Annotated in this window: 20 protein-coding genes; 13 read left to right on the top strand and 7 right to left on the bottom strand. The window is 65.8% G+C overall.

Going from position 1 to position 23,497, the window contains the following annotated elements:
- Nucleotides 1–45: 45 nt before the first annotated feature.
- Nucleotides 46–1,479 (top strand): aldehyde dehydrogenase family protein, encoded by a 1,434-nt coding sequence (locus ABFX29_RS04025; protein WP_170287687.1) that lies wholly within the window; start codon nt 46–48, stop codon nt 1,477–1,479.
- 109 nt (nt 1,480–1,588) lie between these two features.
- Nucleotides 1,589–2,278, top strand: coding sequence for a GntR family transcriptional regulator (locus tag ABFX29_RS04020; RefSeq protein WP_152225075.1), 690 nt, complete (start codon nt 1,589–1,591; stop codon nt 2,276–2,278).
- Between the two features lie 27 nt (nt 2,279–2,305).
- Here the strand turns inward: ABFX29_RS04020 and ABFX29_RS04015 are convergent, their stop codons facing one another.
- Entirely contained in the window at nt 2,306–2,872 is a 567-nt protein-coding gene (locus tag ABFX29_RS04015; protein ID WP_152225073.1) for a TetR/AcrR family transcriptional regulator, read from the bottom strand.
- Nucleotides 2,873–2,966: 94 nt separating this feature from the next.
- Between ABFX29_RS04015 and ABFX29_RS04010 the strand changes: the two genes are divergently transcribed.
- The 3 genes from ABFX29_RS04010 to ABFX29_RS04000 all read left to right on the top strand — a co-directional run bounded on the left by ABFX29_RS04010 (nt 2,967) and on the right by ABFX29_RS04000 (nt 4,648).
- Entirely contained in the window at nt 2,967–3,842 is an 876-nt protein-coding gene (locus tag ABFX29_RS04010) for an alpha/beta fold hydrolase (protein WP_152225071.1), read from the top strand.
- Between the two features lie 108 nt (nt 3,843–3,950).
- Entirely contained in the window at nt 3,951–4,391 is a 441-nt protein-coding gene (locus ABFX29_RS04005; protein ID WP_152225069.1) for a hypothetical protein, read from the top strand.
- A 35-nt stretch (nt 4,392–4,426) separates the two neighbouring features.
- Nucleotides 4,427–4,648 carry a PLD nuclease N-terminal domain-containing protein gene (locus ABFX29_RS04000; RefSeq protein WP_152225067.1) on the top strand — a complete coding sequence of 74 codons (222 nt, stop codon included), beginning with the start codon at nt 4,427–4,429 and terminating at the stop codon, nt 4,646–4,648.
- A 15-nt stretch (nt 4,649–4,663) separates the two neighbouring features.
- On the opposite strand, the gene ABFX29_RS03995 is transcribed toward ABFX29_RS04000, so the two are convergent.
- From ABFX29_RS03995 to ABFX29_RS03985, 3 genes are all read right to left on the bottom strand, one after another.
- On the bottom strand, nt 4,664–5,899 hold the full coding sequence (locus ABFX29_RS03995) for a L,D-transpeptidase (protein WP_152225065.1): 1,236 nt from the start codon (nt 5,897–5,899) through the stop codon (nt 4,664–4,666).
- A 68-nt stretch (nt 5,900–5,967) separates the two neighbouring features.
- Entirely contained in the window at nt 5,968–8,190 is a 2,223-nt protein-coding gene (locus ABFX29_RS03990; protein ID WP_152225063.1) for an acyltransferase family protein, read from the bottom strand.
- A gap of 132 nt (nt 8,191–8,322) precedes the next feature.
- A complete protein-coding gene (locus tag ABFX29_RS03985) occupies nt 8,323–9,810 on the bottom strand; it encodes an SDR family oxidoreductase (protein ID WP_152225061.1) in 1,488 nt (495 codons plus the stop codon).
- A gap of 132 nt (nt 9,811–9,942) precedes the next feature.
- Here ABFX29_RS03985 and ABFX29_RS03980 point away from each other — a divergent pair, with 132 nt between their 5' ends.
- The 3 genes from ABFX29_RS03980 to ABFX29_RS03970 are packed head-to-tail and all read left to right on the top strand — an operon-like array spanning nt 9,943 to nt 15,582.
- Nucleotides 9,943–12,528, top strand: a complete 2,586-nt coding sequence (locus tag ABFX29_RS03980; protein WP_152225059.1) for an ATP-dependent DNA ligase — start codon at nt 9,943–9,945, stop codon at nt 12,526–12,528.
- 50 nt (nt 12,529–12,578) lie between these two features.
- The gene (locus tag ABFX29_RS03975) at nt 12,579–15,056 is read left to right on the top strand and encodes a phosphoketolase family protein (RefSeq protein ID WP_152225057.1); all 2,478 of its coding nucleotides are present in this window, start codon (nt 12,579–12,581) and stop codon (nt 15,054–15,056) included.
- Nucleotides 15,057–15,114: 58 nt separating this feature from the next.
- Nucleotides 15,115–15,582, top strand: coding sequence for an SRPBCC family protein (locus tag ABFX29_RS03970; RefSeq protein ID WP_152225055.1), 468 nt, complete (start codon nt 15,115–15,117; stop codon nt 15,580–15,582).
- 155 nt (nt 15,583–15,737) lie between these two features.
- On the opposite strand, the gene ABFX29_RS03965 is transcribed toward ABFX29_RS03970, so the two are convergent.
- A complete protein-coding gene (locus ABFX29_RS03965) occupies nt 15,738–16,754 on the bottom strand; it encodes a zinc-dependent alcohol dehydrogenase (RefSeq protein ID WP_152225053.1) in 1,017 nt (338 codons plus the stop codon).
- A 117-nt stretch (nt 16,755–16,871) separates the two neighbouring features.
- Nucleotides 16,872–17,873, bottom strand: a complete 1,002-nt coding sequence (locus ABFX29_RS03960; protein WP_152225051.1) for an SDR family NAD(P)-dependent oxidoreductase — start codon at nt 17,871–17,873, stop codon at nt 16,872–16,874.
- 108 nt (nt 17,874–17,981) lie between these two features.
- On the opposite strand from ABFX29_RS03960, the gene ABFX29_RS03955 reads away from it, so the two are divergent.
- Nucleotides 17,982–19,010, top strand: a complete 1,029-nt coding sequence (locus ABFX29_RS03955; RefSeq protein WP_152225049.1) for a LacI family DNA-binding transcriptional regulator — start codon at nt 17,982–17,984, stop codon at nt 19,008–19,010.
- 90 nt (nt 19,011–19,100) lie between these two features.
- On the opposite strand, the gene ABFX29_RS03950 is transcribed toward ABFX29_RS03955, so the two are convergent.
- Complete coding sequence (locus ABFX29_RS03950) at nt 19,101–20,213, bottom strand: GTP pyrophosphokinase (RefSeq protein ID WP_152225048.1); 1,113 nt, start codon at nt 20,211–20,213, stop codon at nt 19,101–19,103.
- 147 nt (nt 20,214–20,360) lie between these two features.
- Between ABFX29_RS03950 and ABFX29_RS03945 the strand changes: the two genes are divergently transcribed.
- From ABFX29_RS03945 to ABFX29_RS03930, 4 genes are read left to right on the top strand one after another with little or no spacing between them, the layout of a single operon-like run.
- Nucleotides 20,361–21,107 (top strand): alpha/beta hydrolase, encoded by a 747-nt coding sequence (locus ABFX29_RS03945; protein ID WP_152225046.1) that lies wholly within the window; start codon nt 20,361–20,363, stop codon nt 21,105–21,107.
- Between the two features lie 33 nt (nt 21,108–21,140).
- Nucleotides 21,141–22,055 carry a carbohydrate kinase family protein gene (locus tag ABFX29_RS03940; RefSeq protein ID WP_152225044.1) on the top strand — a complete coding sequence of 305 codons (915 nt, stop codon included), beginning with the start codon at nt 21,141–21,143 and terminating at the stop codon, nt 22,053–22,055.
- A gap of 47 nt (nt 22,056–22,102) precedes the next feature.
- The gene (locus ABFX29_RS03935; protein ID WP_152225042.1) at nt 22,103–22,633 is read left to right on the top strand and encodes a YbhB/YbcL family Raf kinase inhibitor-like protein; all 531 of its coding nucleotides are present in this window, start codon (nt 22,103–22,105) and stop codon (nt 22,631–22,633) included.
- A gap of 58 nt (nt 22,634–22,691) precedes the next feature.
- A complete protein-coding gene (locus tag ABFX29_RS03930) occupies nt 22,692–23,495 on the top strand; it encodes an HAD family hydrolase (RefSeq protein ID WP_152225040.1) in 804 nt (267 codons plus the stop codon).
- Nucleotides 23,496–23,497 lie beyond the last annotated feature (2 nt).

Genomic DNA, 23,497 nt, shown 5'->3' with positions numbered 1-23,497 from the left:
TATCCGCCCAGGTGCGTGCGGGACCGAAGCAGAAATGAGGCAGGCGTGAAAAGAACAGCTGTTGCAGGGTTTGTTGCTGGGAACTGGGTCAACTCCGGTGGGGTCACCTCCGACCTCGTGGATAAGTTCACCGGGGAGGTCATTGCCGAAGTTGCAGTGACGGAACGTGCCCAGGTCCATGAGGCGGTGGAGGCACTGGCGGCGTCGCAGGACGGGATGGTTTTACCGCCGCGGCAGAGGGCGGAGATCCTGCACCGGGCCGCAGGGATCGTGCAGCTGCGCCGCACGCAGCTGATCGCAGCAGTTCAGGCTGATACTGGTTTTGCCTTGTCGGATGCAACAAAGGAGGTGGACCGGACTGCGGAGACACTCACGCTCTGTGCTGAAGAAGCCAAAAGGCTGGTGGGGCACATGGTCCCGATTTCGGGTGCTCCGAACGCTGCAGGCCGGGTCAGTTACACGAGGTGTGAACCGTACGGCTTGGTGTGTGCACTCACGCCGTTCAATTCACCATTGAACACGGTGGCCCACAAAGTGGGTCCGGCGATAGCCGCGGGCAACTCGGTTCTGCTCAAGCCGGCCTCGCTCACGCCGCTCTCTGCGCATGCCTTCGTCCAGGTGCTGCTGGACGCAGGGCTGCCGCCCGAGAAGATTGGACTTGTCTACGGGCCGGGCGGCCAGCTGGGGAAGTGGCTCGCCGAGGAGCCCGGGATTGGCTACTACGCCTTCACGGGAAGCACCCAGGTTGGCCGGGAACTGCATCGGGCTGTGGGTATGCGGCGCACGCAACTGGAGATGGGCAGCCTCTCGTCCACGTTTGTGTGCCACGATGCCGACCTTGAATTCGCAGCCGACGCCATTGTGGCCGGGGCCCTCCGAAAGTCGGGGCAGGTGTGTACCTCAGTTCAGCGTGTGTATGTCCATGAAACTGTTGAGGCAGAGCTGATCCGGCTGGTTTCTGCCGGGATGGGAAGGGAAGTCCCCGGGGATCCGGGGAATCCGGCAACCACGGTTGGACCGCTGATCGCTGTTTCTGAAGCGGACCGGGTGGAGGAGTGGATCCAGGAAGCTGTCCGGCTGGGCGGCCAGCTGGTTCACGGTGGGATGCGCCGCGGTTCGGTAGTGGAGCCAACCCTGCTGGTTGACGTTCCGGACGATGCCAGAATTGTTGCCTCCGAGCTTTTTGGACCTGCTGTAGTCCTGCAGTCCTACGCCTCCCTGGACCGGGCGATTGCACATGCCAACGCGACGCCTTTCGGACTCGCAGCCGGGATCTTTACCAATAGCCTGGATGCTTCGTTCCGGGCTATCGAGGCACTGGACGTGGGCAATCTGTACGTCAATCAGACCTCAAGCAGCCGGGCAGACCTGATGCCGTTTGGAGGTCATAAGCAGAGTGGATTCGGCGGAGCTGAGGGGCCCGCCTATGCGATCCGGGATATGTCCCGGGAAAAAACCGTGACCCTGACGATGCCGTGAGATGCCGGCAAATGCAGTGCGGAACACCGTGCAGGCATGCTCCTGCACCAAAATCACCGTCGTGTACGATCGCATGTAAGTGTGTTCCGTGCGTCCCCAAAGGCAGGCAATGACTCCAGCAGAACCCAAGTCCCAGAAGGCGATGCCGACTTCCCAGGGGCGGATTGCGGCATATACCAAGATTCGCGATGCCATCATTTCGGGTGAGTTTGCCCCTGGGCAGCCGCTAAGCGAATCGGCCCTCGCCCAGTGGTGCGGTGTGTCTCGGACCCCCATTCGAGAGGCCATCGGGCGTCTGGAGCAGGACACGCTCGTTACCTGGAATGAGAATGGCCTGGTGGTGCGCGCGCTGGAGCCGGAGGAGATTCTCGATATCTACGAGGTGCGTGCCTATCTGGAAGCGGCTTCGGCGCGTACCGCCGCAGACCGGCGGACGGATCGCGACCTCCAAATGCTCCGGGCGACGCTGGCAAATGGCGACAATGTTGATCCTGACTCTGCCGAAGAGATGGTGAAGTACTCCCGCAGCTTTATGGGACATGTTTTGAGGATTGCACGCAACAGTGCACTCGAGGATGCCTTGAATCGGGTCAAGTTGCAGTTGGCCCGGACCGTTGAAGCGCGCCCGGCTGTCGCTGCGCCGGGCCGATGGGCGAAGTCCCGGCAATTCCAGGCTGCCGTGACTGACAGGATTGCGGCCCGGGACCTGGATGGTGCCTACGGTGTCACCCTGGACCACTTCTTTGCTGCCAGGGACGTGCGGCTTGCCATGTTCAACGAGGAAGGCACCGGACTCTAGTCTGTTGGAAACCAGGCATTGCCTGCCCTAGGCCGTGCCGGCAACCTGTGCGTCGATCAGGATCTCTGCGGCCTGGCGGGCCTGCCGGGCCGGCTCTGCTGAGCCGGAGATAGCCGCCGTCGTCTGGGCGCCCTCGGCAAGCAGCGCCAGCTGCGGAGCCAGTGCAGGCTCACCGCCGGCTGCGGCCACGAGGTCCGCAAGCACGCGCTGGAACGAGTCTTTGTGTGTCCGGGTGCGCTCGGCGATGTCCGGTGACTGGCTGCCCAGTTCACCGAAGGCGTTGATGAAGGCGCAGCCGCGGAATGAATCCTCGGCGAACCAGTCCGAGAGGTAGTCGTAGACGGCCAGCAACCTGGCCCGGGGATTCGCGGCGGCGTCGATCCGCTCCTGAAGCCCGGCCGTCCAGATTCGGTGGCGCCGGTCCAGCACTGCGAATACTATGGCCTGCTTGGAAGGGAACAGTGAGTAGAGCTTCTTCAGCGGCAGGTCTACTTCACGCCGGAGTTCGGCCATGCCGACTGCTTGGATGCCGCGCTCGTAGAAGAGCCGGTCGGCCACTTCGATCACGTGTGCACGTTCCTCACCAGGGTTCATGGATTCATTCTACTTGCTTTGAGAATGATCGTTCCCTATAGTTGGGAACTCCTGAGAATGATCATTCTCACAGTGTATTGAGAGGAGCATCGCCATGGGGCGTATCAGCGTCAGCACGGAGAACAGCAGTCCAATCGAGCTCTACTACGAAGACCACGGCAAGGGACAGCCGGTGGTGCTCATCCACGGTTACCCGCTGGACGGTGCGTCCTGGGAGAAGCAGACGGCCGCACTGCTCCAGGCCGGCTACCGGGTCATTACCTATGACCGGCGCGGGTTCGGCCGGTCCGACAAGCCCGCAGAAGGCTACGACTATGACACTTTTGCCGCGGACCTGAACGCTGTGATGAATACGCTGGACCTTCACTCGGCAGTGCTGGTGGGGTTCTCCATGGGTACCGGCGAAGTGGCCCGCTACCTGTCGACCTTCGGGTCCGACCGCGTAGACAAGGCAGTATTCCTCGGCTCGCTGGAACCATACCTGCTCAAGGCGGTGGACAACCCCGAAGGCGTACCCCAGGAAGTCTTCGACGGACTGCTGGAGGCCGCTACGGCAGACCGGTACGCCTTCTTCACCGAGTTCTTCAAGAACTTCTACAACTCGGATGATTTCCTGGGCACCGACCGTCTCAGCCAGGAAGTAGTCAACGCAGGCTGGAACCTCGCCTCCTCCGCGAGCCCCATCGCTTCCCTGGCCGCCCAGCCAACCTGGCTCACCGACTTCCGGGGCGACATTCCCAAGATCGATGTCCCGGCGCTGATCGTGCACGGAACAGCTGACAACATCCTGCCCATCGACGCCACGGGCCGCCGCTTCGCGAAGGCGCTGCCGTCCGCCCAGTACGTGGAGATCGAAGGGGCCCCGCACGGACTGCTCTGGACCCATGCGCAGGAAGTGAATGACGCGCTGCTCTCCTTCCTGGCCAAGGACACCAAGCCGGAAACACGTGAGGTTCCGGCAGAGGCATAGGCAAACTCCCTCGTAGGACCCGGGCCTCAGGGGTCCGGGTCCTATACAGTTGCTGGACCATGGGTGCGGCCATTGGGGGGCACCCAGCTTGTCCGGAGGGGAACGGCCATGTCCAGCAGGCAAGACGAGATCGATCCGAGGTACGACCCTGCCTACCAGCGCGGTGGCGGAGAGCTGTCCCTCTCGCGCAGCGTTGAGGACCACCCGGCGGTCGTGGAGATATCCGACGTGCCGCCCGCGCCCGCACAGCCCAGGACCTCACAGATTGCCTACTCAGAGTTGGAGCGGCATCAGCGGAAGTACCGGATTGTGGCCTGGGTCCTGGCCGGAGGACTGGTGGCGATGGGCGCATTCTTTATGTTCGCCGACAACATTTTCCCGCCCGAGACCACCTCTGTGCCGCCTAACTGGAGCGGGTACCCGGTAGAGCCGTGGACCCAGAAGCTGCGCTGGGCGGCACCGAACCTGATTATGCTGGGGATACTGACCGCCGCCGTGCAGGTGTTCATCGAACAGGTGCAGGCCTTCCGGCTGCGTACGGGCCGGTGAAGATCTCTCCGGGTAAATACTCCAAAGGAGCTCACATGAGCAGGAAAAAGACCCTGAACGACCTCACCTCAGGCCAGAAGAAGGGCCTCGGCGTCCTCTCCAGCATCCAGTTCCTGCTTGCCGGAGCGGCACTGGTGGACATCTGGCGCCGCCCGGGCCGTGAAATCCGCGGACCGAAGGCTGCCTGGAGCGCTGCCTGCGCCGTGAACTTCATTGGTCCGATCAGCTACTTCGTGTTCGGCCGCCGCCGCAGCTAGTCCGGCGGGAGGACCTTAGTCCTTGGGCTGGGAGGAATACTCAGCCCAGGGCACGTTCCAGTCGCCGTAGCCGTCCCACATGGCCGCGGGCCCTACCCCGGTGTTGAGGACCTGCACCAGGTCCCCGGGCTCGAACATGTCATAGAAGTACTTGGCGCCTTCGGGCGACATGCCCACGCAGCCGTGGGATACGTTGATGACGCCCAGCGCCCCCATGGCTCCGGGCAGCGCCTGGTGCACAAACACTCCGCTGTTGGTCAGCCGGCTGGCCCATGATGCGTCAAAAGGCTCGTAGTAGTCGGGGTCGCCGGGTTTGAGGCCAATGCTCTCGGCACGGAAGGGCAGCTTCTCGTGCTGGGACATCACTACCTGGTATCCGCTGGGGGAAGGCCACGCCGAATCTCCCAGCGTCACCGGGAAGGTGCGGGTGAGCTGCCCGTCAATGAACACCTGCATGGTCTTGGTGAGGTTGTCTACGACGGCGACGCGGGAATTGTGGACCTGGAAGGTGCGCGTCTCGTTGAAGTTCCCGATCATCGAATTGCCGAAGTCCACGCCGAAGAGCTGCATGTCCACTGTGACGGTGCTGTTCGGCTCCCAGAAAGTTTCCGGGCGGTAGCGTGCCTTGGTGTCCGAGATCCAGTAGAACGCACCCGTCTGGGCGCTGGTGCTCGTGACGGTAATGGCGGCTTCGACGGCCTGCTTGTTCAGTACCGGCTCACTGAAGTTGATCTCAATGGGATGCCCGACGCCGACCACTGACTTGTCCAGCGGCGCCATGAAGGCGTTGGCCTCGTTGGGAGGCGTCACAGTGTGGAAGGTCTGCGATTCCCTGGTGGTCTTGCCGTTGGCGTCCGCGAGGGTAAAAGCGAAGGTGTACTCGGTGTTGAACTGCAGCGGCTCGGTGGCCGCCCACTCGGTCTTACCGGCTGCGAAGTCTCCGGCAACATCTTCTCCGCCGGCCTTGGGCGCCAGGCGCACTGATTCAATGGTGCCGTGCTGGACCTTAAGGACGGGCACGGAGACAGGGTTCACTTCAACCGAGCTGTCGGCCGGTTCAGCCGTGAAGGCAACGGGGACCGCCGGTTCGGCCTGCGTCGGGGAAGTGGAAGGCTGTGACTTCTGCGCGGATGGCGCTCCGGCGTCGAATGCGCCCGTGGCGGCCGCGACGCCCGCGGCGCCGCCGATCACCAATACCCCCGCCGCCGCGGCCAAGGCAATCCACCGCTTACGGCTGCTCTTTTCCTGCACTGTGTCTGTCCCCTACGTCTCTCTTTGCTGAAGTCATCCTACGTTAGGCCGCCCGGCGGGCTGGTCTGTCAGCCGGCGTTTTCCAGCACGCCGGTCAGCAGCGGGGCCAGGGCCAGGGACCCGGCAGCGCTGAGATGGTACGCATCCGCATAAAGCGGTGTGTTCCCCACGAATGCCGGGCATCGCTCCTGGACGCAGAACCATGGCGTGGTGTCGACCCATTCCACGTCCGGATTCCCCTCCGCCGCCGCAGCGGATTCTAGGTCCAGCCGAAGACCGTGGTTCCCGGCGAGCCGGGTCTCGCAGTCCGCGGGCGTACTGAACCGGGTGGCGCACTGCGCCGGGTCCTTCGCCTCCGGGGGCGCGGAAAGCACCAGCGTCCGGCCCGCACTGCCAGCCAGCTCTCCATGTATCCGCCTGGTGCCCTCCCGCCATTCGGCGTCGGCTGCTTCTGAGGCGGCACCGCTGGCCAGCGCCGGGTCATAGCGGAAGGACGCCATCAGCAGCACGTCCGGAGCCAGCTGCCCGATCCGCCCTACGGCCCAGTCCCGGAACGCAGGGCATTCCGGGTAGGGAGCGCCACCGATCCGGTTCTGCGGAACGTCGGCGGGGGCGCAGCCGGCAGCCGTGTAGACGTGGATCCGCCATTCCTCCGGGTCCAGGACGGCGCGCAGGGCCGGCAAATAGGCTATGGCAACAGAGTCACCGTAGAGGACCAGGTCCCGCGGTGCGTCCGGTGCCCCGTAAACACAGTGCCCGGTGTTGGCCACCGGATCTTCCTCCCGCGCTTCGTTTCCGCCCAAGCACCCGTCCACGATCCACTCGGCGGGCTTGGCGCTCCTGCCGCCTTCCGTGAAAGTCGACGGATCCGGTGAAAGTACAGGCCACTGCGTGCTGTCCAGCGCTTGTTGGAGAGCCGAGGTGTGGAGTGCCAGGGGATCCGGCCGGGAAACGGCCGGGCGTTCAGGTGCCGGAACCGAGGCCGACGGCGGGTTGGCAGCTGCGGGAGCGGCCGACGGCTGGAGCGTTGCATCCAGGGTGACGGCGATCAGGGCGGCGGACAGCAGGCCTCCGGCAGCAGCCATGGCCGCGAGGCGGGCCGGACGCGGCTCAAGCGCCGGCCGGCGGTAGCGACGTCCGCGTTCCCTGGCGGCGTAGCGCGGTTGCAGCCAGCGTGACCGGCGGACCGGATCCTCGATCCAGTGGAAGGACAGCACCGCCAGGCAGGCCGTCACTGCCAGCGGCAGGATCGGTGATGCCGCTGGAGCCAGTGCAGCCGCGAAAACCACCACCGGGAAATGCCAGAGATACAGGGAATAGGAAATCCGGCCAAGGTAGCGGCTGGCCGGATTGGTCAGCGGCCACATGATCCGGTTATGCCCCGGGCCGCGGGCTCCGGTTCCAGCCCCCAAGACGAGCAGTGCAGAGAGCACGGGCAGTGCGGCGGCGGGTCCGGGAAACGCACTGTCCGCGCAGAGCAGGAGGAAGGACGCTGCTATGCCGGACAGTCCGATCCATGACGCCGCGGCGCGGCCCAGGGCAGGGAGCCGTGACAGCCACGGGGATGCCACAGCCAGCAGGGCTCCTGCGCCGAGTTCCCAGGCGCGGGAGAACGTGGAGAAGTAGGCGGTGGTGGGACGGTTCACGGTCTCCCAGACTGCGAACGTGAAGCTGGCGGCGCACAGCGCCCCAATAAAAAGCAGCAGCAGCACCCGCATTCCACGGTCGGTGAGGCGCAGTGCAGCGGTGAGGGCGATGCCCGCCATCAGCACCCAGGGCCAGGCCAGGTAGAACTGCTCCTCTACGCCCAGGGACCAGAAGTGCTGCAGCGGAGAGACCGCGGTTCCGGCATGGAGGTAGTCAGTGCCGGAGGCAGCGAAGCGCCAGTTGCCCACAAAGAAGAAGGACCAGACGGCGTCTTCCAGGATGGCAGCGGCTCGTCCGGGCCCAAAGACGAGGAACGCCGCTGCAGAGGTCACCGCGAGAACCGCTGCGGCGGCTGGAACCAGGCGGCGAATGCGGCGCCGGTAGAAATCCGGCAGCGAAAGCTTCTGCGGGGAGGTGATCTCTCGAAGCAGGATGGTGGTGATCAGGAACCCGGAAATGACGAAGAAGACGTCCACTCCGGCATAGCCCCCGGCGGGCCAGGCCAGCAGGTGGTGGGCCAGCACGGCGAGCACGGCCAGGGCGCGAAGGCCTTCAATGTCGTGGCGGAAGCTGCCGCCCGGCCGGTGCCGCGGCCGGGCGGGAATCCGGGCGCGGGAGGCAGGCTGGGTGGCAGGCGCGGACAAAGATTCGCTTTCGCTTCAACGGTGGGGGCTGCAACGAATCTAGCCCGGCGTTGCTCCTACCCGCCACTTAGCGCGCGGCAGGGCGAAAAACTGTCCAAACCCTTGACAATGCGGCATTCCGCGGCAGGTGGTCTAGGCTGCGTCGAGTTCGGCCATCCGCGCGGCCTGACGCGTGATGTTCTTCGCCATGGAGGGGAAGATCAGCCCGTGGAACGGGTAGATCAGCCACCAGTACAGCCGTCCCAGCAGCCCGCGCGGGAAGTAGATCGCCCGCTGGCTGTAGACGCTGCCCCCGCCGTCGGGGTCCACCCGCAGCTCCAGCCAGGCTTTCCCCGGAACCCGCATCTCCGCCCGCAGCCGAAGCAGCGTGCCGCGCTCCAGGAGCTCCACCCGCCACCAGTCAACGACGTCCCCGGTCAGCAGGGTGGCGGGATTCCGCCGGCCCCTGGTCAGGCCGGCACCGCCCACAGTCTTATCCAGCACACCGCGAATTGCCCACGCCATGGGCAGGGAATACCAGCCGTTCTTGCCGCCAATCCCCTCGATCACCTGCCACACGTGCGCCGGGTCAACGGAGGAACCGCGACGGCGCTGGTCCACGTACACGGTCTGCCCGGCCCAGTCCGGGTCCGAGGGCAGCGGCTCGGACGCCAGGTCCGCGGCACTTGAGGCGCTTGCCCAGGTTGTCTCCACCTCATTGCGGGCCTCTTTGCCCAGTGCCCGGGTGACGGCGTCGTGGTAGTTGGTCAGTCCGCCCTCCGGGGCCGGAATGTAGTCATTGATGTCCCGTTCCTTGGCTACGGCGTCGTGCTGGAGGGACTCGACGAGCGGCCGGGACATTGAAAGGGGAATCGGGGTCACCAGGGCCACCCAGAGCCCGGCCAGCTTGGGGGCAGGAATTGGCAGGGCATAGATGCGCCGGCGGGGCAGTCCGGCGACTTCGGCGTAACCGTTCATGATGTCCGCGTACTCCAGGACCTCGCCGGAGCCGATGTCGAAGGTACGGTTCAGGCCTTCGGGCAGGTCTGCGGCGCGGACCAGGTAGTGCAGGACGTCGCGGACGGCGATCGGTTCAATCTTCCGGCGCACCCAGCTCGGGGCAGGCATGACGGGCAGGGTTTCGGTGAGGTGGCGGATCATTTCAAAGGACGCGGAACCGGATCCGATCACCACGCCGGCCTGGAACACCACCGCCGGAACGGCGCCGTTCAGCAGGATCTCTCCGACGGCGGTCCGCGAGGCCATGTGCGGGGAGAGCTCACCCTCATCCGGATGCAGGCCGCCCAGATAGACGATGCGCTTGACGCCCGTCTTCTCGGCAGCGGCGGCCACGATGTTGGCGATGTTCTCCTCCTGGGCCGCGAAACCCTTTCCGGAAGCCATCGAGTGGACCAGGAAGTACACGGTGTCCACGTCCTGGAAAGCGTTTTCGACCGACTCTGCGTCGGAGAGGTCGCCCTGGACTATCTCGACGTCGTCGTGCCAGGGAACGTCGTTGAGCTTTTCCGGGGACCGGACCAGTACCCGCACCGTTCGCCCGTCCGCCAGCAGCAGAGGAACCAGGCGTCCGCCAATATAGCCCGTCGCACCGGTGACCAAGACCCGCTGAGTGTCCGCCATTGCCCCAACATACACACACCGGGACCCGCTTCGGTGACCCTTGCGCTATCCCTCCCAAAAACGCCTCAAGATTTTGTAAGCATGCTGATGTCTACTGGAAATTGCCCCATAATCCCGGTAAGACTAGAGGGCATGGCGACAACGGGAACGGCCCCGAAGCAGCGGGAAACGGTCAACGTGGATGGACACCGCCTGCGCCTGACCTCCCTGGACAAGGTGCTCTACCCGGAAACCGGCACCACCAAGGCAGATGTCCTTTCCTATTACGCGGCCATTGCCCCAACACTGATTCCCTACGCACACAACCGCCCGGCCACGCGCAAGCGATGGGTCAACGGCGTGGGAACCCCGGATGACCCCGGGCAGGTTTTCTTTCAGAAGAACATTGACGACTCTGCCCCCAGCTGGGTCAAGCGGTACACAATCGAGCACAAGGACCACAACAACGTCTATCCGCTGGTCAACGACCTGGCGACGCTGACCTGGCTCGCCCAGCTGGCGGCCCTGGAAATCCACGTTCCCCAGTGGCAGTTTGGCCCGCGCGGAGTGCGGCAGAATCCGGACCGCCTGGTCCTGGACCTGGACCCCGGAGAAGGTGCCTCCCTGGCCGACTGCGCCGAAGTTGCCCGCCTGGCCCGCAGCATCCTCACGGACATGGGCCTGGACGCCCGGCCGGTCACCAGCGGCTCCAAGGGCATCCACCTCTACGCTGCGCTGGACGGAGGGCAGACCTCGGACGAGGTCAGCGCCGTCGCGCATGAACTGGCCCGGGCACTGGAAGCCGATCACCCGGACCTGGTGGTCAGCGACATGAAAAAAACCCTGCGCAAGGGCAAGGTGCTGGTGGACTGGAGCCAGAACAACGCCAACAAGACCACTATTTGCCCCTACTCGCTGCGCGGACGGTTCCGTCCCATGGTCGCTGCCCCGCGGACCTGGGAGGAGCTGGAGGATCCGGACCTGGCTCAGCTGGACTACGAGCAGGTCCTGGAGCGCGTGGAAGAGATCGGTGATCCGCTGGCGGGGATGCACACGGGCGAAGCCGACCCCGAGGTGCTGGAAGCCGGTGAGGGACCGGACAAGCTGCACAAATACCGGAGCATGCGCGACGCCGCGAAGACCCCCGAACCCGTGCCGGAGGAAGCCCCGAAGGCAGTTGAAGGGGACGGGAACAGCTTCGTCATCCAGGAACACCACGCAGGGCGGCTGCACTGGGACTTCCGGTTGGAACGCGACGGCGTCCTGGTCTCCTGGGCGGTCCCCAAGGGACCTCCCACCACACCGGACAAGAACAACCTGGCGGTCCAGACCGAGGATCATCCGCTGGACTATGGCGGCTTCGAAGGCACCATTCCCAAGGGTGAATACGGCGCCGGCGAGGTAACCATCTGGGACCACGGCACCTATGAAACGGAGAAGTGGCGCCCCGGCAAGGAAGTGATCGTCACCGTTCACGGGCAGCCCGACGGCGGACTGGCCCGTGACGGTTCGGCCGTGCGCCGCTTCGCGTTTATCCACACCGGCGGGCAGGACGGGAAGAGCAACTGGCTGCTGCACCTGATGAAGGAGCAGCCGGCCACAGCGGAACCTGCCGTGCCTGGGAAACCGGCCGCGAAGAAATCATCGAAGCCGAAAGAAGACCCGGTCCAAGTGACCAAAGCCGCTGCCAAAGCCCGCCCGGATCCAATGCCCCTGCCGGACACGGCAGCCCTGAAAAAGGACATCAAGGACTCCGGCATGCCGTCGCTGAAACCCATGCTGGCAACGCTCGGTTCCCGGGCAGACATCAATGACGACGCCGAGTGGGCGTTTGAGATGAAATGGGACGGCGTGCGGGCCATCGCAGAAGTAACCCCGGAGGGAACACGGCTGATCAGCCGCAACGGCAACGACATGACGGTGGCCTACCCCGAACTGCAGGAGCTTGGCCGCTCGCTGAACGGTGAGCGGGCCGTGCTGGACGGGGAAATCGTGGCCCTGAACAAGGCCGGGCGCCCGGACTTTGGCCTGCTCCAGCCGCGCATGCACCTGACCCGGGCCCGCGACGCCGAGGCAGCTGCAGCCAAGACCCCGGTCCAGTTCATGGTCTTTGACCTGCTGTGGCTGGATGGGAACTCCCTGCTGGAGCTCAGCTGGGAACAGCGCCGCGAAATCCTGGAACAAGCCGTCGAATCCAGTGAAGACGACGGGCACGTCCAGGTTCCGCCGGCCCTGGACCTGGGCATGGACGACGCCGTTGAAGCCAGCAGGGAACTCGGTCTGGAGGGCGTCGTAGCCAAGCGCCGCTCCTCGGACTACTCCGTCGGCACCCGCTCCCGCAGCTGGATCAAGCTCAAGAACCAGTTCAGCCAGGAAGTGGTCATTGTCGGCTGGCGGCCGGGCCAAGGCAACCGGGCAAACAAGGTGGGTTCCCTGCTCGTTGCAGTTCCGGACGGAACCGAACTGCAGTACATCGGCCGGGTGGGATCCGGCCTGAGCGAAAAGGACCTCGCCCTGGTGGGTTCCCGGCTGAAGAAACTATCCCGCAAGACCGCTCCGCTGGACGACGTGCCCCGCGCCGACGCTTCCGACGCCCGCTGGGTCCGCCCGGTCCTGGTCGGTGAAGTGACGTATGCGGAGCGGACGGGAACCGGCAAGCTCCGACACCCCGTCTGGCGCGGGCTGCGGCCGGACAAGAAGCCCTCCGACGTCGTACCGGAAATCCCAGCCCCGTCCTAGGGGCACCGTCCTCAGACCGTCAACCACCCCCTAACGGGAGGAACGCAGCGATGACCGACACCCGGACGCCTGAAGAACGACTGCCCGGCACGGCCCTGCCGCCGGAAAGCCAGCTGCAGGCGGTGGACGCGTGGTGGCGGGCCGCGAATTATCTTTCGGCCGGGCAGATTTACCTGCGGGACAACCCGCTGCTGCGCCGTCCCCTGGAACGGGCGGACGTGAAGGCCCGGCTGCTGGGGCACTGGGGAACCACGCCGGGCCTGAACTTCATCTATGCGCACCTGAACCGGCTGATCAATGAGACCGGCCAGGAGTTCCTGTTCATTACCGGTCCCGGGCACGGCGGCCCGGCGAACGTGGCGAACGCCTGGCTGGAGGGCACCTATTCGGAGATCTACAGCCACGTCGGTGAAGACGAGGACGGGCTGCGCACCCTGTTCAAGCAGTTCTCCTATCCCGGCGGCGTGCCCAGCCACGCGGCACCGGAAACCCCCGGTTCAATCCACGAAGGCGGCGAGCTGGGCTACTCCCTGGCCCACGCCTACGGCGCCGTGTTCGACAACCCGGACCTGGTCGCCGCCACGGTTATTGGCGACGGCGAGGCGGAAACCGGCCCGCTGGCTGCGTCCTGGCACTCCAACAGCTTCCTGGACCCGGCGGTGGACGGTGCTGTGCTGCCCATCCTGCACCTGAACGGCTACAAGATCGCGAACCCCACCATCCTGTCCCGGATGCCGGAATCCCAGCTGGTGAAGCTGCTTGAGGGCTACGGCTACCGCCCGCACTTCGTCACCGTGCAGGATCCCGACGCCGTGATGGCCGCCCACGAGGACTTCGCCGCGGCCCTGAGCACCTGCCTGGCCGAAATCCAGGCGATCCAGGCCCCGTACCGGACCGGTGAGAAGCTTGCGGTTCCGGCCGACGCGCCCGGGGCCGCCGACGTCGACCCCCACGCGCCGCGCTGGCCCATGATCGTCTTCCGTTCGCCGAAGGGCTGGACGGGTCCGCGGGAAGTGGGCGGCAAGCCGGTGGAGGGAACCTGGCGGGCTCACCAGGTTCCGCTGTCCGAGGTTCATGACAACCCCGAACACCTCGCGCAGCTGCAGGAATGGCTGCAGTCCTACCGGCCGGAGGAATTGTTCGACGGCGAGGGCCGGCTCCGCGGGGAAATAGCGTCCCTGGCGCCAGCCGGGAACCTGCGCATGAGTGCCACCCCGTACGCCAACGGCGGGCGGCTGCTGCAGGACCTGCGGCAGCCCTCCTACGCGGAGTTCGCCGTCGACATTGCTGAACCAGGCAGCGAACGGGTCAGCCCCATGCTGAACCTGGGCAGGTATTTGGCGGAGATCATCCGGCTGAACCCGGAGAACTTCCGGATCTTCGGTCCTGACGAGACGGCGTCGAACCGGCTGCAGGAGGTCTACGGCGTCACGGACAAGGTGTGGCAGCAGCGGATCGAGAAAGTCGACGAGCACCTGGCCCGCAGCGGCAGGGTGGTGGAAGTACTCAGCGAGCACCTCTGCGAAGGCTGGCTGGAAGGCTACCTCCTCACCGGGCGGCACGGGGTCTTCAACTGCTATGAAGCTTTTGTCCACATTGTCGATTCAATGTTCAACCAGCACGCCAAGTGGCTAAAGGTCAGCAAGGACCTGTCCTGGCGCCAGCCCATCGCTTCGCTGAACTACCTGCTCTCCAGCCACGTCTGGCAGCAGGACCACAACGGGTTCTCACATCAGGACCCCGGGTTCATCGACCACGTGGTGAACAAAAAAGCCGACGTCATCCGGGTGTACCTGCCGCCGGACGCGAACACCCTGCTCGCAGTCACGCAGCACATCCTGGGCACCCGGGACCGCGTGAACGTGGTGGTTTCCGGGAAACAGCCTGCTCCCGTGTGGCTGGACCCGGAGCAGGCGAAGCTGCACGTCAAGCGGGGCATCGGCGTCTGGGATTTCGCGGGGAGCGAAGGCGGCGGGCCCGGACCGCAGCCGGACCCCGACGTCGTTATGGGCTGCGCAGGGGATGTGCCCACCCTGGAGACCATTGCTGCCGCCGCCCTGCTGAAGGAGCGCCTGCCGCAGCTTCGGATCCGGGTGGTGAACGTGGTGGACCTGATGCGGCTGCAGGACGCTGCGGAGCATCCGCACGGGCTTTCCGACCGTGATTTCGACACCCTGTTCACCAAGGAATCACCCATCATCTTCGCCTACCACGGCTACCCGTGGCTCATCCATCGGCTGACCTACCGCCGCACGAACCATTCCAACCTGCACGTGCGCGGGTACAAGGAAGAGGGCACCACCACCACGCCGTTCGACATGGCGATGCTGAACCAGATCGACCGGTTCCAGCTGGCCATCGACGTGCTGGACCGCGTACCGTCGCTGGGGTCCACCCAGGCAGGCTTCCGGCAGTGGCTGCAGGATGAGCGGGAGCGCTGCCGCCAGTACACCCGCGACGAGGGGCAGGACCCGCCCTTCATCAGCGGCTGGACGCTCGAAGAGGCCCAGAGGTCCACGCAAGACTAGGTTTCCCGCGGGCTACCGCCCGCCGGGATGGCATGATCCGTCTACACGAAGGAGCACTATGTCCAACGAACAGTCGACCATTTCCGTATCCCGTGTCATTGACGCACCGGCAGGGGACATCTTCCACCTGCTCTCCAACCCCGAGCGGCACCATGAGCTGGACGGGTCGGGAATGGTGGTTTCGGACGAGAAGACCGACCGCATCGCCAAAGTGGGTGATGTGTTCACCATGAACATGAACAACTCCAAGATGGGCGACTACAAGACGGACAACCACGTCACCGGGTTCGACCACAATAAGCTCCTGGCCTGGCAGACGGCCGTCGCCGGTACCGAGCCTGCCGGCTGGGAGTGGATGTGGGAGCTGGAGTCCATGGGCCCGGATTCAACCGAAGTGACCCTGACGTACGACTGGAGCAAGGTCACGGACAAGGAAACCCTCAAGAAGGTCTCCTTCCCGATGGTCAGCAAGGAAGAGCTCGAAGGCTCGCTCAACAAGCTCGCTGCCGCGGTTTCCGGTTCCTAGCCCCCGCCGAAAGGCCAGTTACGGCTCTTAAGAGGCGTGAAACGAGCCGTAACTGGCCTCGCGATTAGTGACGGCGGCTCGAGCGACGACGGCGGCCGGTTCCCTTTCGCAGGAAGGGGAACCGGCCGCCGCCGGTTTTGGCAGGAGGCCGAAGCTTAGTCGAAACGGACGACGACCTTGTCCGCAGCCCCGGGGGTCTGCGCCAGTTCCAGCGCCTCGAGCGAGCGGTCGAAAGGCAGCACATCGCTGATGATCAGCGCGTACTTCTGCCAGTTCTCGATGATGTCGTCGGTGACCTCGAAGATCTCCGTCGGGTAGCCCATGGCGAAGACGATTGTCAGTTCGGTGGTCAGGATGGAACCGAAGTCCAGCTCAACAGGCTTTTTGTGGACCGCCACGATGCCAAGCACCGCACCGGACTTCGCGACTCCGGCCACGGTCTGCGGAACCACGGGAGCACCTGCGGCGTCAAGGAAGATATCGGTTCCGGAGCGGGTGCCGCGCACCATCATGGTGGCTCCGTCGCCGTGCAATTCCACCAGGCGGGCGGCAACGTCCTCTTCGGCCGAGTTGATCACTGCGTCCGCGCCGACCTCGAGGGCCTTCTCGAGGCGGGAGCCAATGATGTCCACGACGACGATGTGCGAGGCACCGCGCCGGCGGTAACCCAGGACCGCGCCGAGTCCGATGGGGCCGGCACCGAAGATCACCACCTTGTCGCCGGGCTTGGGATTGGTGCGGTTCACCGCGTGGTAGGCAACGGCCATGGGCTCGTTGAGGGCGGCGACCTCCCACGGGATCTCCTGCGGAATGACCCGTAGCTGGCGTCCCGGTTCAGCGTCCCGGACCAGGACGTATTCGGACAGCCCGCCCTGGGCACCGCCGCTGCCCAGCAGCCCGTCGGTGAAGGCCATCGTGTCGATGACGACGTGGTCGCCCACGGCGAAGCCCTCCACCTGGGCGCCTACTTCAGCGACTTCGGCGGCGGGTTCATGTCCGAGCGGGGTAGCGCCCTGGCGGGGCGGAATGCCGCCCATGTGGCTGTACATCGCGTCGGAGCCGCAGATACCGCAGGCCTTCATCTTCAGCAGCACATCGCGGGGACCGGCGGAGGGGCGCTCCACCTCCACCCACGCATTGGTGCCCGGTCCGGTGACGTAAACAGATTTCATGGTCTCTTCCTGGTAGATCGGGTAAGTGCCCGCTGCTGCTTGGCAGCGGTTGGAGCACAGCGGCCGGTTCCCTTCCAATGGATGGGAACCGGCCGCCGTCGCAGTGTTTGCTGCTGTTTAGCCTGCAGACCAGCCGCCGTCGGACGGCATGATGGCGCCGTTGATGTTCACTGAGTCATCGCTGAGCAGGAACGTGATGGAGGCTGCCAGGTCCTCGGCAGAGGCCAGGCCCGGGATCATGACGCGGGCCGGTGTCAGCCGGGCCTCGCCGTACTCGGAGGTCTTGCCGCCCATCGGGATGCCGGTCGCCACGCCGCCCGGAGCAACCGCATTTACACGTATGCCTTCCTTGGCATACATGAACGCAGCGCTCTTGGTGATGCCCACAACGGCGTGCTTGGACGCGGTGTAGGCCACGCCGGAGGCTGAGCCGCGCAGGCCGGCCTCGGACGTGACGTTCACGATCGTGCCGCGGTGGGCTTCGAGCATGGCGGGCAGGACGGCGCGGGTCAGGCGCACCAGGCCGTCCACGTTCACGGCAAAGATCTTCTGCCACATTGCGTCGGAGACCTCGTGAAGCGGGCTGAAGTCGTCATTGATCCCGGCGACGTTCGCCAGGCCGTCGATCTGTCCGCCGGCGGCGGCAACGATCCGGTCCACTGCCGCAAGATCGGTCAGGTCGGCTGCCACCGGAACAATGGCCTCGCCGAGTTCTTCTGCCAGTTCATTGATCTTTGCTTCGGCGATGTCAACGGCAATAACGCGGCCGCCTTCGCGGGCGATCCGGGAAGCGGTGGCGCGGCCGATGCCGGAGCCGGCACCCGTGACGATGATGGTCTTCCCTGTGAACCGGCCTGCAACCGTGGGCAGGGCATCCTCTTCGATTTCGGGCATAACGCCGCCGTTGGCCTGCATCACCAGTCCGTCAACGGCAGCCTGCGGCATCTGGCCCTGGCTCAGGTCCACAAGCTGCTGAAGCTTGAGGCCGAGGGCGGGGCCGAGGGATGCCTCATCGCTCCCGGTCTGGGCCAGGAAACCGCGCAGGATCGGGCCGCCCTCGGGGTGGTCGAGCCACTCCTGAATGGTGTTTTGGGCTGTCAGGGGCTTGTTGGCCGCCATGAACGTTCCTTTCAATCGACGGAGCGGCCGTGAATGCGCGGCCACCGTTACTTACACGTGTAAGTAAAGTGTATCTTCGAAGGGTCAGTTGGTCACGAAAGGAACTCCGTGCACCGCAAGGTCACTTCGCACGACGTCGCCCAGGCTGCCGGCGTCTCGCGGGCAACCGTCAGCTACGTGCTCAATGGCCGGAGCGGACAGAGCATTTCGGCAACCACCCGGCAGCGGGTCCTCACCGCTGCCGCGAAACTGGGTTATGCGCCGTCGACCGCCGCCCGGACGCTGCGCAAGGGCCAAAGCGACCTTGTGCTGATGCTTCTGCCGCCCGAACCCCTGGGCCGCGCCCTGGCCATGGTGCTTGACGCTGCGTCGGACCAGGTTGAACGCTATGGACTTCGGCTCATGGCCCATCGGCTGCCCGCCTCGGGCGGGGCCAATGAACTGGTCCGCTCACTCGCTCCAGCCGCGCTGATCCTCACCACGCCGCTGCCCGATGAGGAACTTTCGGCACTGCGCTCCCTTGAGGTGCCGCTCGCCTTCCTGCAGCAGGAGATGGACGACCCGCTGGGGCCGGACCTCGGCATCGGCGCCCTGCAGGTGAAGCATCTGGCGGAAGCAGGCCACACGCGCCTCGGGGTCGCCGTACCGGATTCCCCCGGCTACGCCTGGCGCGTGCAGGTGCGGCTTGCGGCCATTGAACATGCCTGTGCCCGGCACGGGCTCCACCCGCCCGCAGTCGAGCGGATCAGCCTGGAGGCAGCCGACGCCGCAGCCGCCGTCGGGCGCTGGACGCAGGGGCCCGAACCGGTGACGGCGGCCTGCGCGTTCGACGACGACTACGCCTTCGCCCTGCTGTCGGGGCTCGCTTCCCACGGCCTCTCCGCACCGGGGGACCTGGCCGTGATTGGTGCCGAAGACCTTCCGTTAGCCGGGCTGGCAGTGCCGCCGCTGACCACGGTGAGCGTGCACGCAAGGATGCTCGGAGCGTTGTTCGCACAGCTGGCAATCGCCCCGCTCCTGGGCGCCGACGCCGATGCAGATGCCGGCAGGCAGGCGGGCGGCACACGGCCAGCATCAGAAGGTACCGCAGCGCAGCCGGTGCCTCCGGTGACCCTCGTTCGCCGGGCCTCCGCCTAGCGATCGGCTCCGCTTCGCAGGAAATCGTCCGGTTAGCCGTTCTGCTGCCGTTTAGAACCGGCAGCAGAACGGCTAAGCGGCAGCAAAAACTCAGGCGTCGGCTTCGCGGGCCCGGTACAGCTGCATCTGCCGGTAGCGCCGGCCCAGGGACTCACGCCGGGGCTTGGACGGTGCGTCCTCCGGCTCGGCAGTGAGGTCGATGTGCTTCTTCCCGAACCGCCAGAGCAGCAGGTCATCCAGCAGGCGGTCGGGCCCCGGAGAGTAGCGGTGGTCAAGGGCGGCACGGACTTCGGTGATGGCCTCGGCCTGCAGCAGCCCGGCCAGGTCCATGGTGGTCTTCAGCCCGTGCGCGGCCAGCAGTTCCGCGGCCCAGCCCCAGTCGTCCCCGGCCTTGCGGTTCACGTGCGGCAGCAGGGTCATCCAGACATGCCGGATCCGGTTGGGTGTCAGCGGCGCCGACCCCTCGCCGTCTTCGTCCCAGAACCCGGTCACCGTTTCGTAGCGTTCGTGCAGTTCAGCGAACTCGTTCTCCACGGTCTCCAGCATGGCCGCAGTGGCGATGAACTGCCGGTCGAAGTACGGGCTCCAGGCCCGCGGGTCGCCGGCCTTGAACCGGATGTCATGTTCAATCTCCGACCAGGCATGGGCCAGCACCGTGCGGATCTGCACCTCGAAGAGGTAGCTGCCGTTGGGCTTCTGTGACGGCTCCAGCAGCCGGTGGTAGTTCCGGACCGTTTCATTCTGGATAGTGCGCAGGATCAGGTGGCGGCTGGAATAGCCGTAGGTTCCGGACTCGATGGAGCCGATGTCCTTCTCCCGGTCTCCGCGGCAGTCGAACTCGGCGCGCTGCCGCTTGATCAGGTTGGCTGCCTCATCAACCTCATGCGGGAGAGTCATGATGACCCGCACGCCCACCAGGTCGGTGAGGTTGCGCAGCGGATCCGGGAACAGCAGGGTGGGTACCTCGTCCGGGTTTTCCGAAGGCAGCGTACGGGACGCCTTGTCCCGGAAGGACTCCACGGATTTGGTACGAGAAGCAATGAACAGCGGTTTGACCGTGCTGTCCTCGAAGACGGCCCGCAGGCTTGCTTCCATTTCCGCCGTCACGGATTCCAGCGCCGGGCGCACCCGGGCGTACTCGTCCGTGCTGGCCTGGACCACCGGACGTAGCCGGTCATCCAGGGTGTCCCACGCGCTCACGATAGTCCTTTCGCAGTTTCTGCCAGCCTATGGCACGCCGCAGACACTCGTCCGGCGGGCGGCCGTTAGGCTCATCTCCAGATTAGGACGACGGCGGCCCGCTTCGGTGCCTCCGCGGCACGCGCGCGCCCCCATTAAGGAAGCCACCCCATGCCACAGCGGTTCACCTACGGCAGCCATGCCGAACAGTTCGGGGAGCTGACGCTCCCGCAGAAAGGACAGCCGCTGCGCGGAACTGTCGTTGTCATCCATGGCGGCTACTGGCGGTCCATCTACTCCCTGGAACTGGGGCGCCCCCTCGCCGCGGACCTGGCCGGGAGGGGATGGGCCGCGGTCAACCTGGAATACCGGCGTGCGGGCAACGGCGGCGGCTGGCCGCAGACGTTTGAGGACATCAGCGCCGGGATAGACGCACTGGCAGATCTCCCGGAACTTGCAGGCTTTCCGGTCCCGGTGATCGCCCTGGGACACTCGGCAGGCGGGCATCTGGCGGTCTGGGCGGCCGGACGAAAGGCGCCCCGGGTGCCGCTTGACGCCGTCGTGAGCCAGTCCGGGGTGCTGGATCTGGGGCGTGCGCATGAGCTGGGACTGAGCAGCGGGGCTGCGGAGAATTTCCTGGGAACAGCCCCGGAAATCGACCCGGAACGCTGGCGGAAGGCGGACCCGGTACGGATGGTGCCGGTACCTGTGCCGATTTTCGCGCTGCACGGTGCCCAGGACATCACCGTGCCGCTGGAGCTGGCGGAGAATTACGTGAAAGCCGCGGAAGCGGCCGGCGGAACGGCGGAACTGCGCCTGATTCCCGGTGACCACTTTGAAATGATCACCCCCGGAACGCCGGGCTGGGCGGGGGTGCTGCGGACCCTCGACGACGCGGCCGCAAAGACCGCCGGGTAGCGCCGCCGGGTCCGTGCTCGGTAGGTTGAGTCCGTGATCACAGTCATCGGCGAAGCCCTTATCGACGAAGTTCTCAGCGACACGGCGCCCCGCCGTTCCCATCCCGGCGGCAGCCCGCTGAACGTGGCCGTGGGGGTGGCAAGGCTGGGCCGGCCGGTGCAGTTCATTGGCCGCTACGGCAATGACGCCTACGGCGTGCTGATTGCCCAGCACCTCAAGCACAACTCGGTCCTCGCTGCCCTGCCGGCGGACGACCGGCCCACCAGTGTTGCCACGGCTACCCTGGATCCGGCCGGCGGAGCCCGGTACACCTTCGACCTGGAGTGGTCGCTGCCCGGATTGGACGAGGAACTTCCCCGGCTGCTCGAAGGCACCACGCTGCTGCACACCGGATCCATCGCCACCATGCTCTCCCCGGGCGCCCACGAGGTGCTCGCCACCGTTGAGCGGGCGCATCCGCAGGCCACCATCACCTTCGATCCCAACTGCCGGCCCACCATCATCACCGACGTTTCCTATGCCCGGGACCAGGCCGAAAAGTTTGTCCGGCTGGCCGACGTCGTAAAGGCTTCCGACGAGGACCTCGCCTGGCTCTACCCGGACCTTCCCGTGGAGGATGCCGCCCGGGACTGGCTCGGCATGGGTCCGGCCGTCGTGGTGGTTACGCGCGGGTCCCGCGGCCCCTGGGCGGTGGCCGAGTCCGGGAGCTGCGAGGCTCCGGCGCCGGCCGTGTCGGTCGCGGACACGGTGGGTGCGGGAGATTCGTTTATGTCAGCGCTGATTGCCGGGCTGATGGACCGGAATTACGACGGCGCTGCCCGCCGCCCGGAACTGCGGAAAATTGGCGTCGGTGACCTGGAAGCCATCATCGCCTATGCGGCAAGGGCAGCAGCCATCACCGTTTCCCGCCCGGGTGCGGACCCGCCCCGGCGGAGTGAACTGATCTAGAGTCCCGGACCCTCTAAAGGGGCCGGCAGATGAGAGGAAGAGCGCCCATGGAAGCGTACGATCCCACCGAAGACCTGCCCCCGGTTCCCTCCTTCGAGGTCACCAGCGCCAACTTTGACGACGGTGGTCCGCTGGCGCCGTCGCAGTACGCCACCGGCGCCGTGCCCGGAGGAAGGGATGCTTCCCCGCAGCTCAGCTGGTCCGGCTGGCCGGAAGCAACCCGCAGCTTCGCCGTCACGATGGTGGACCCTGACGCCCCCATCCCCGGCGTTTTCTGGCACTGGGCCGCGGTCAACATCCCGGTGGAAGAAACATCCATCACCGAGAACGCCTCCCGCGCCGGCATGCCGGAGGGCACGCTGCAGCTGTTCAACGAAATGGGCGAACCCGGCTACACCGGTGCCGCGCCGCCGGTGGGGCACGGAAAACACCGCTACTTCCTCACGGTCCACGCAGTGGATGTGCCGCTGCTGGATGTGGCCCAGGACGCCAGGCCCGGAGTGCTGTCCATGGCGCTGCGCGGACGCACCCTGGCACGCGGACTGATCGTGGGAACGGCGGAGCGTCCGGACCACTAGTTCCCGGCCCGCAAACTCCGCGTTCCGGCTAGGCTGGTAGCCAACGGAAGGGCGGGGCATGCGGCTGGTAGCAAGTGACCTGGACGGGACCATAGTCGGCCCGGACAACAGGATCAGTGACCGGACCGTCAATGCGTTCCGCAAATGCGCGGACGCCGGCATCCACGTCGTTTTCGTCACCGGCCGGCCGCCGCGCTGGCTGGGACCCGTCAGGGAACAGCTTGGCCACACCGGCACCGTGATCTGCTCCAACGGTGCGATCCTGTACGACCTGGAATCCGCGCAGGTGACCTGGTCTAAGCCGTTGGCACTGGACGGCATGTTCCAGGCGGCAGGCATCATTCGAAGCCTCTACCCGGCAGTGCGGTTCGCAGCCGAGACTGTGGAAGGTTTCCACCTGGAACCGGGATTCCTGCAGGATGCCGGAGCGGACCTGCTCGGCGCCGTCGCCCCCGCACCGCTCACCGAATCACTGGGCCCGGGAAGCCGCGTGGTGAAGTTCCTCGCCAAGATGGAAGACATCCACCCGGATGAGTTCCTCCGCAGGGTGAAGCCCGAAGTGGCCCACCTGGTCTCCACCACGCATTCCGCGCCGTCGGTTCCGCTGCTGGAAATGTCCGCTCCCGGCCTGGACAAGGCCGTGACACTGGCAGAATACGCGGACTCCCTGAAGATTGACGCCGCGGACGTTGTTGCCTTCGGCGACATGCCAAATGACCTTGGCATGCTGGGCTGGGCAGGCCGCGGCTACGCCATGGCGTCCGGGCATCCTGCCGTCCGGGCGGCCGTGCCACGCCAGGCGCCGCCGTTCGCGCAGGACGGTGTGGCCCAGGTCCTCGAGGACCTGCTGCGCGGCCGGTAGCT

It is taken from the genome of Arthrobacter gandavensis, assembly GCF_039528575.1.
In the GTDB taxonomy this organism is placed as follows: Bacteria; Actinomycetota; Actinomycetes; order Actinomycetales; family Micrococcaceae; genus Arthrobacter_B; species Arthrobacter_B citreus_B.
Note: the sequence above shows the minus strand (reverse complement) of the source record. Positions and strands in the feature narration are given on the sequence as shown.

Bases quoted from the DNA above. Each gene is read 5' to 3' on its own strand.
- ABFX29_RS04020 (WP_152225075.1), top strand. From the start codon at position 1,589: ATGACTCCAGCAGAACCCAAGTCCCAGAAGGCGATGCCGACTTCCCAG.
- ABFX29_RS04015 (WP_152225073.1), bottom strand. From the start codon at position 2,872: ATGAACCCTGGTGAGGAACGTGCACACGTGATCGAAGTGGCCGACCGG.
- ABFX29_RS04010 (WP_152225071.1), top strand. From the start codon at position 2,967: ATGGGGCGTATCAGCGTCAGCACGGAGAACAGCAGTCCAATCGAGCTC.
- ABFX29_RS04005 (WP_152225069.1), top strand. From the start codon at position 3,951: ATGTCCAGCAGGCAAGACGAGATCGATCCGAGGTACGACCCTGCCTAC.
- ABFX29_RS04000 (WP_152225067.1), top strand. From the start codon at position 4,427: ATGAGCAGGAAAAAGACCCTGAACGACCTCACCTCAGGCCAGAAGAAG.
- ABFX29_RS03985 (WP_152225061.1), bottom strand. From the start codon at position 9,810: ATGGCGGACACTCAGCGGGTCTTGGTCACCGGTGCGACGGGCTATATT.
- ABFX29_RS03980 (WP_152225059.1), top strand. From the start codon at position 9,943: ATGGCGACAACGGGAACGGCCCCGAAGCAGCGGGAAACGGTCAACGTG.
- ABFX29_RS03975 (WP_152225057.1), top strand. From the start codon at position 12,579: ATGACCGACACCCGGACGCCTGAAGAACGACTGCCCGGCACGGCCCTG.
- ABFX29_RS03970 (WP_152225055.1), top strand. From the start codon at position 15,115: ATGTCCAACGAACAGTCGACCATTTCCGTATCCCGTGTCATTGACGCA.
- ABFX29_RS03965 (WP_152225053.1), bottom strand. From the start codon at position 16,754: ATGAAATCTGTTTACGTCACCGGACCGGGCACCAATGCGTGGGTGGAG.
- ABFX29_RS03960 (WP_152225051.1), bottom strand. From the start codon at position 17,873: ATGGCGGCCAACAAGCCCCTGACAGCCCAAAACACCATTCAGGAGTGG.
- ABFX29_RS03945 (WP_152225046.1), top strand. From the start codon at position 20,361: ATGCCACAGCGGTTCACCTACGGCAGCCATGCCGAACAGTTCGGGGAG.
- ABFX29_RS03935 (WP_152225042.1), top strand. From the start codon at position 22,103: ATGGAAGCGTACGATCCCACCGAAGACCTGCCCCCGGTTCCCTCCTTC.
- ABFX29_RS03930 (WP_152225040.1), top strand. From the start codon at position 22,692: ATGCGGCTGGTAGCAAGTGACCTGGACGGGACCATAGTCGGCCCGGAC.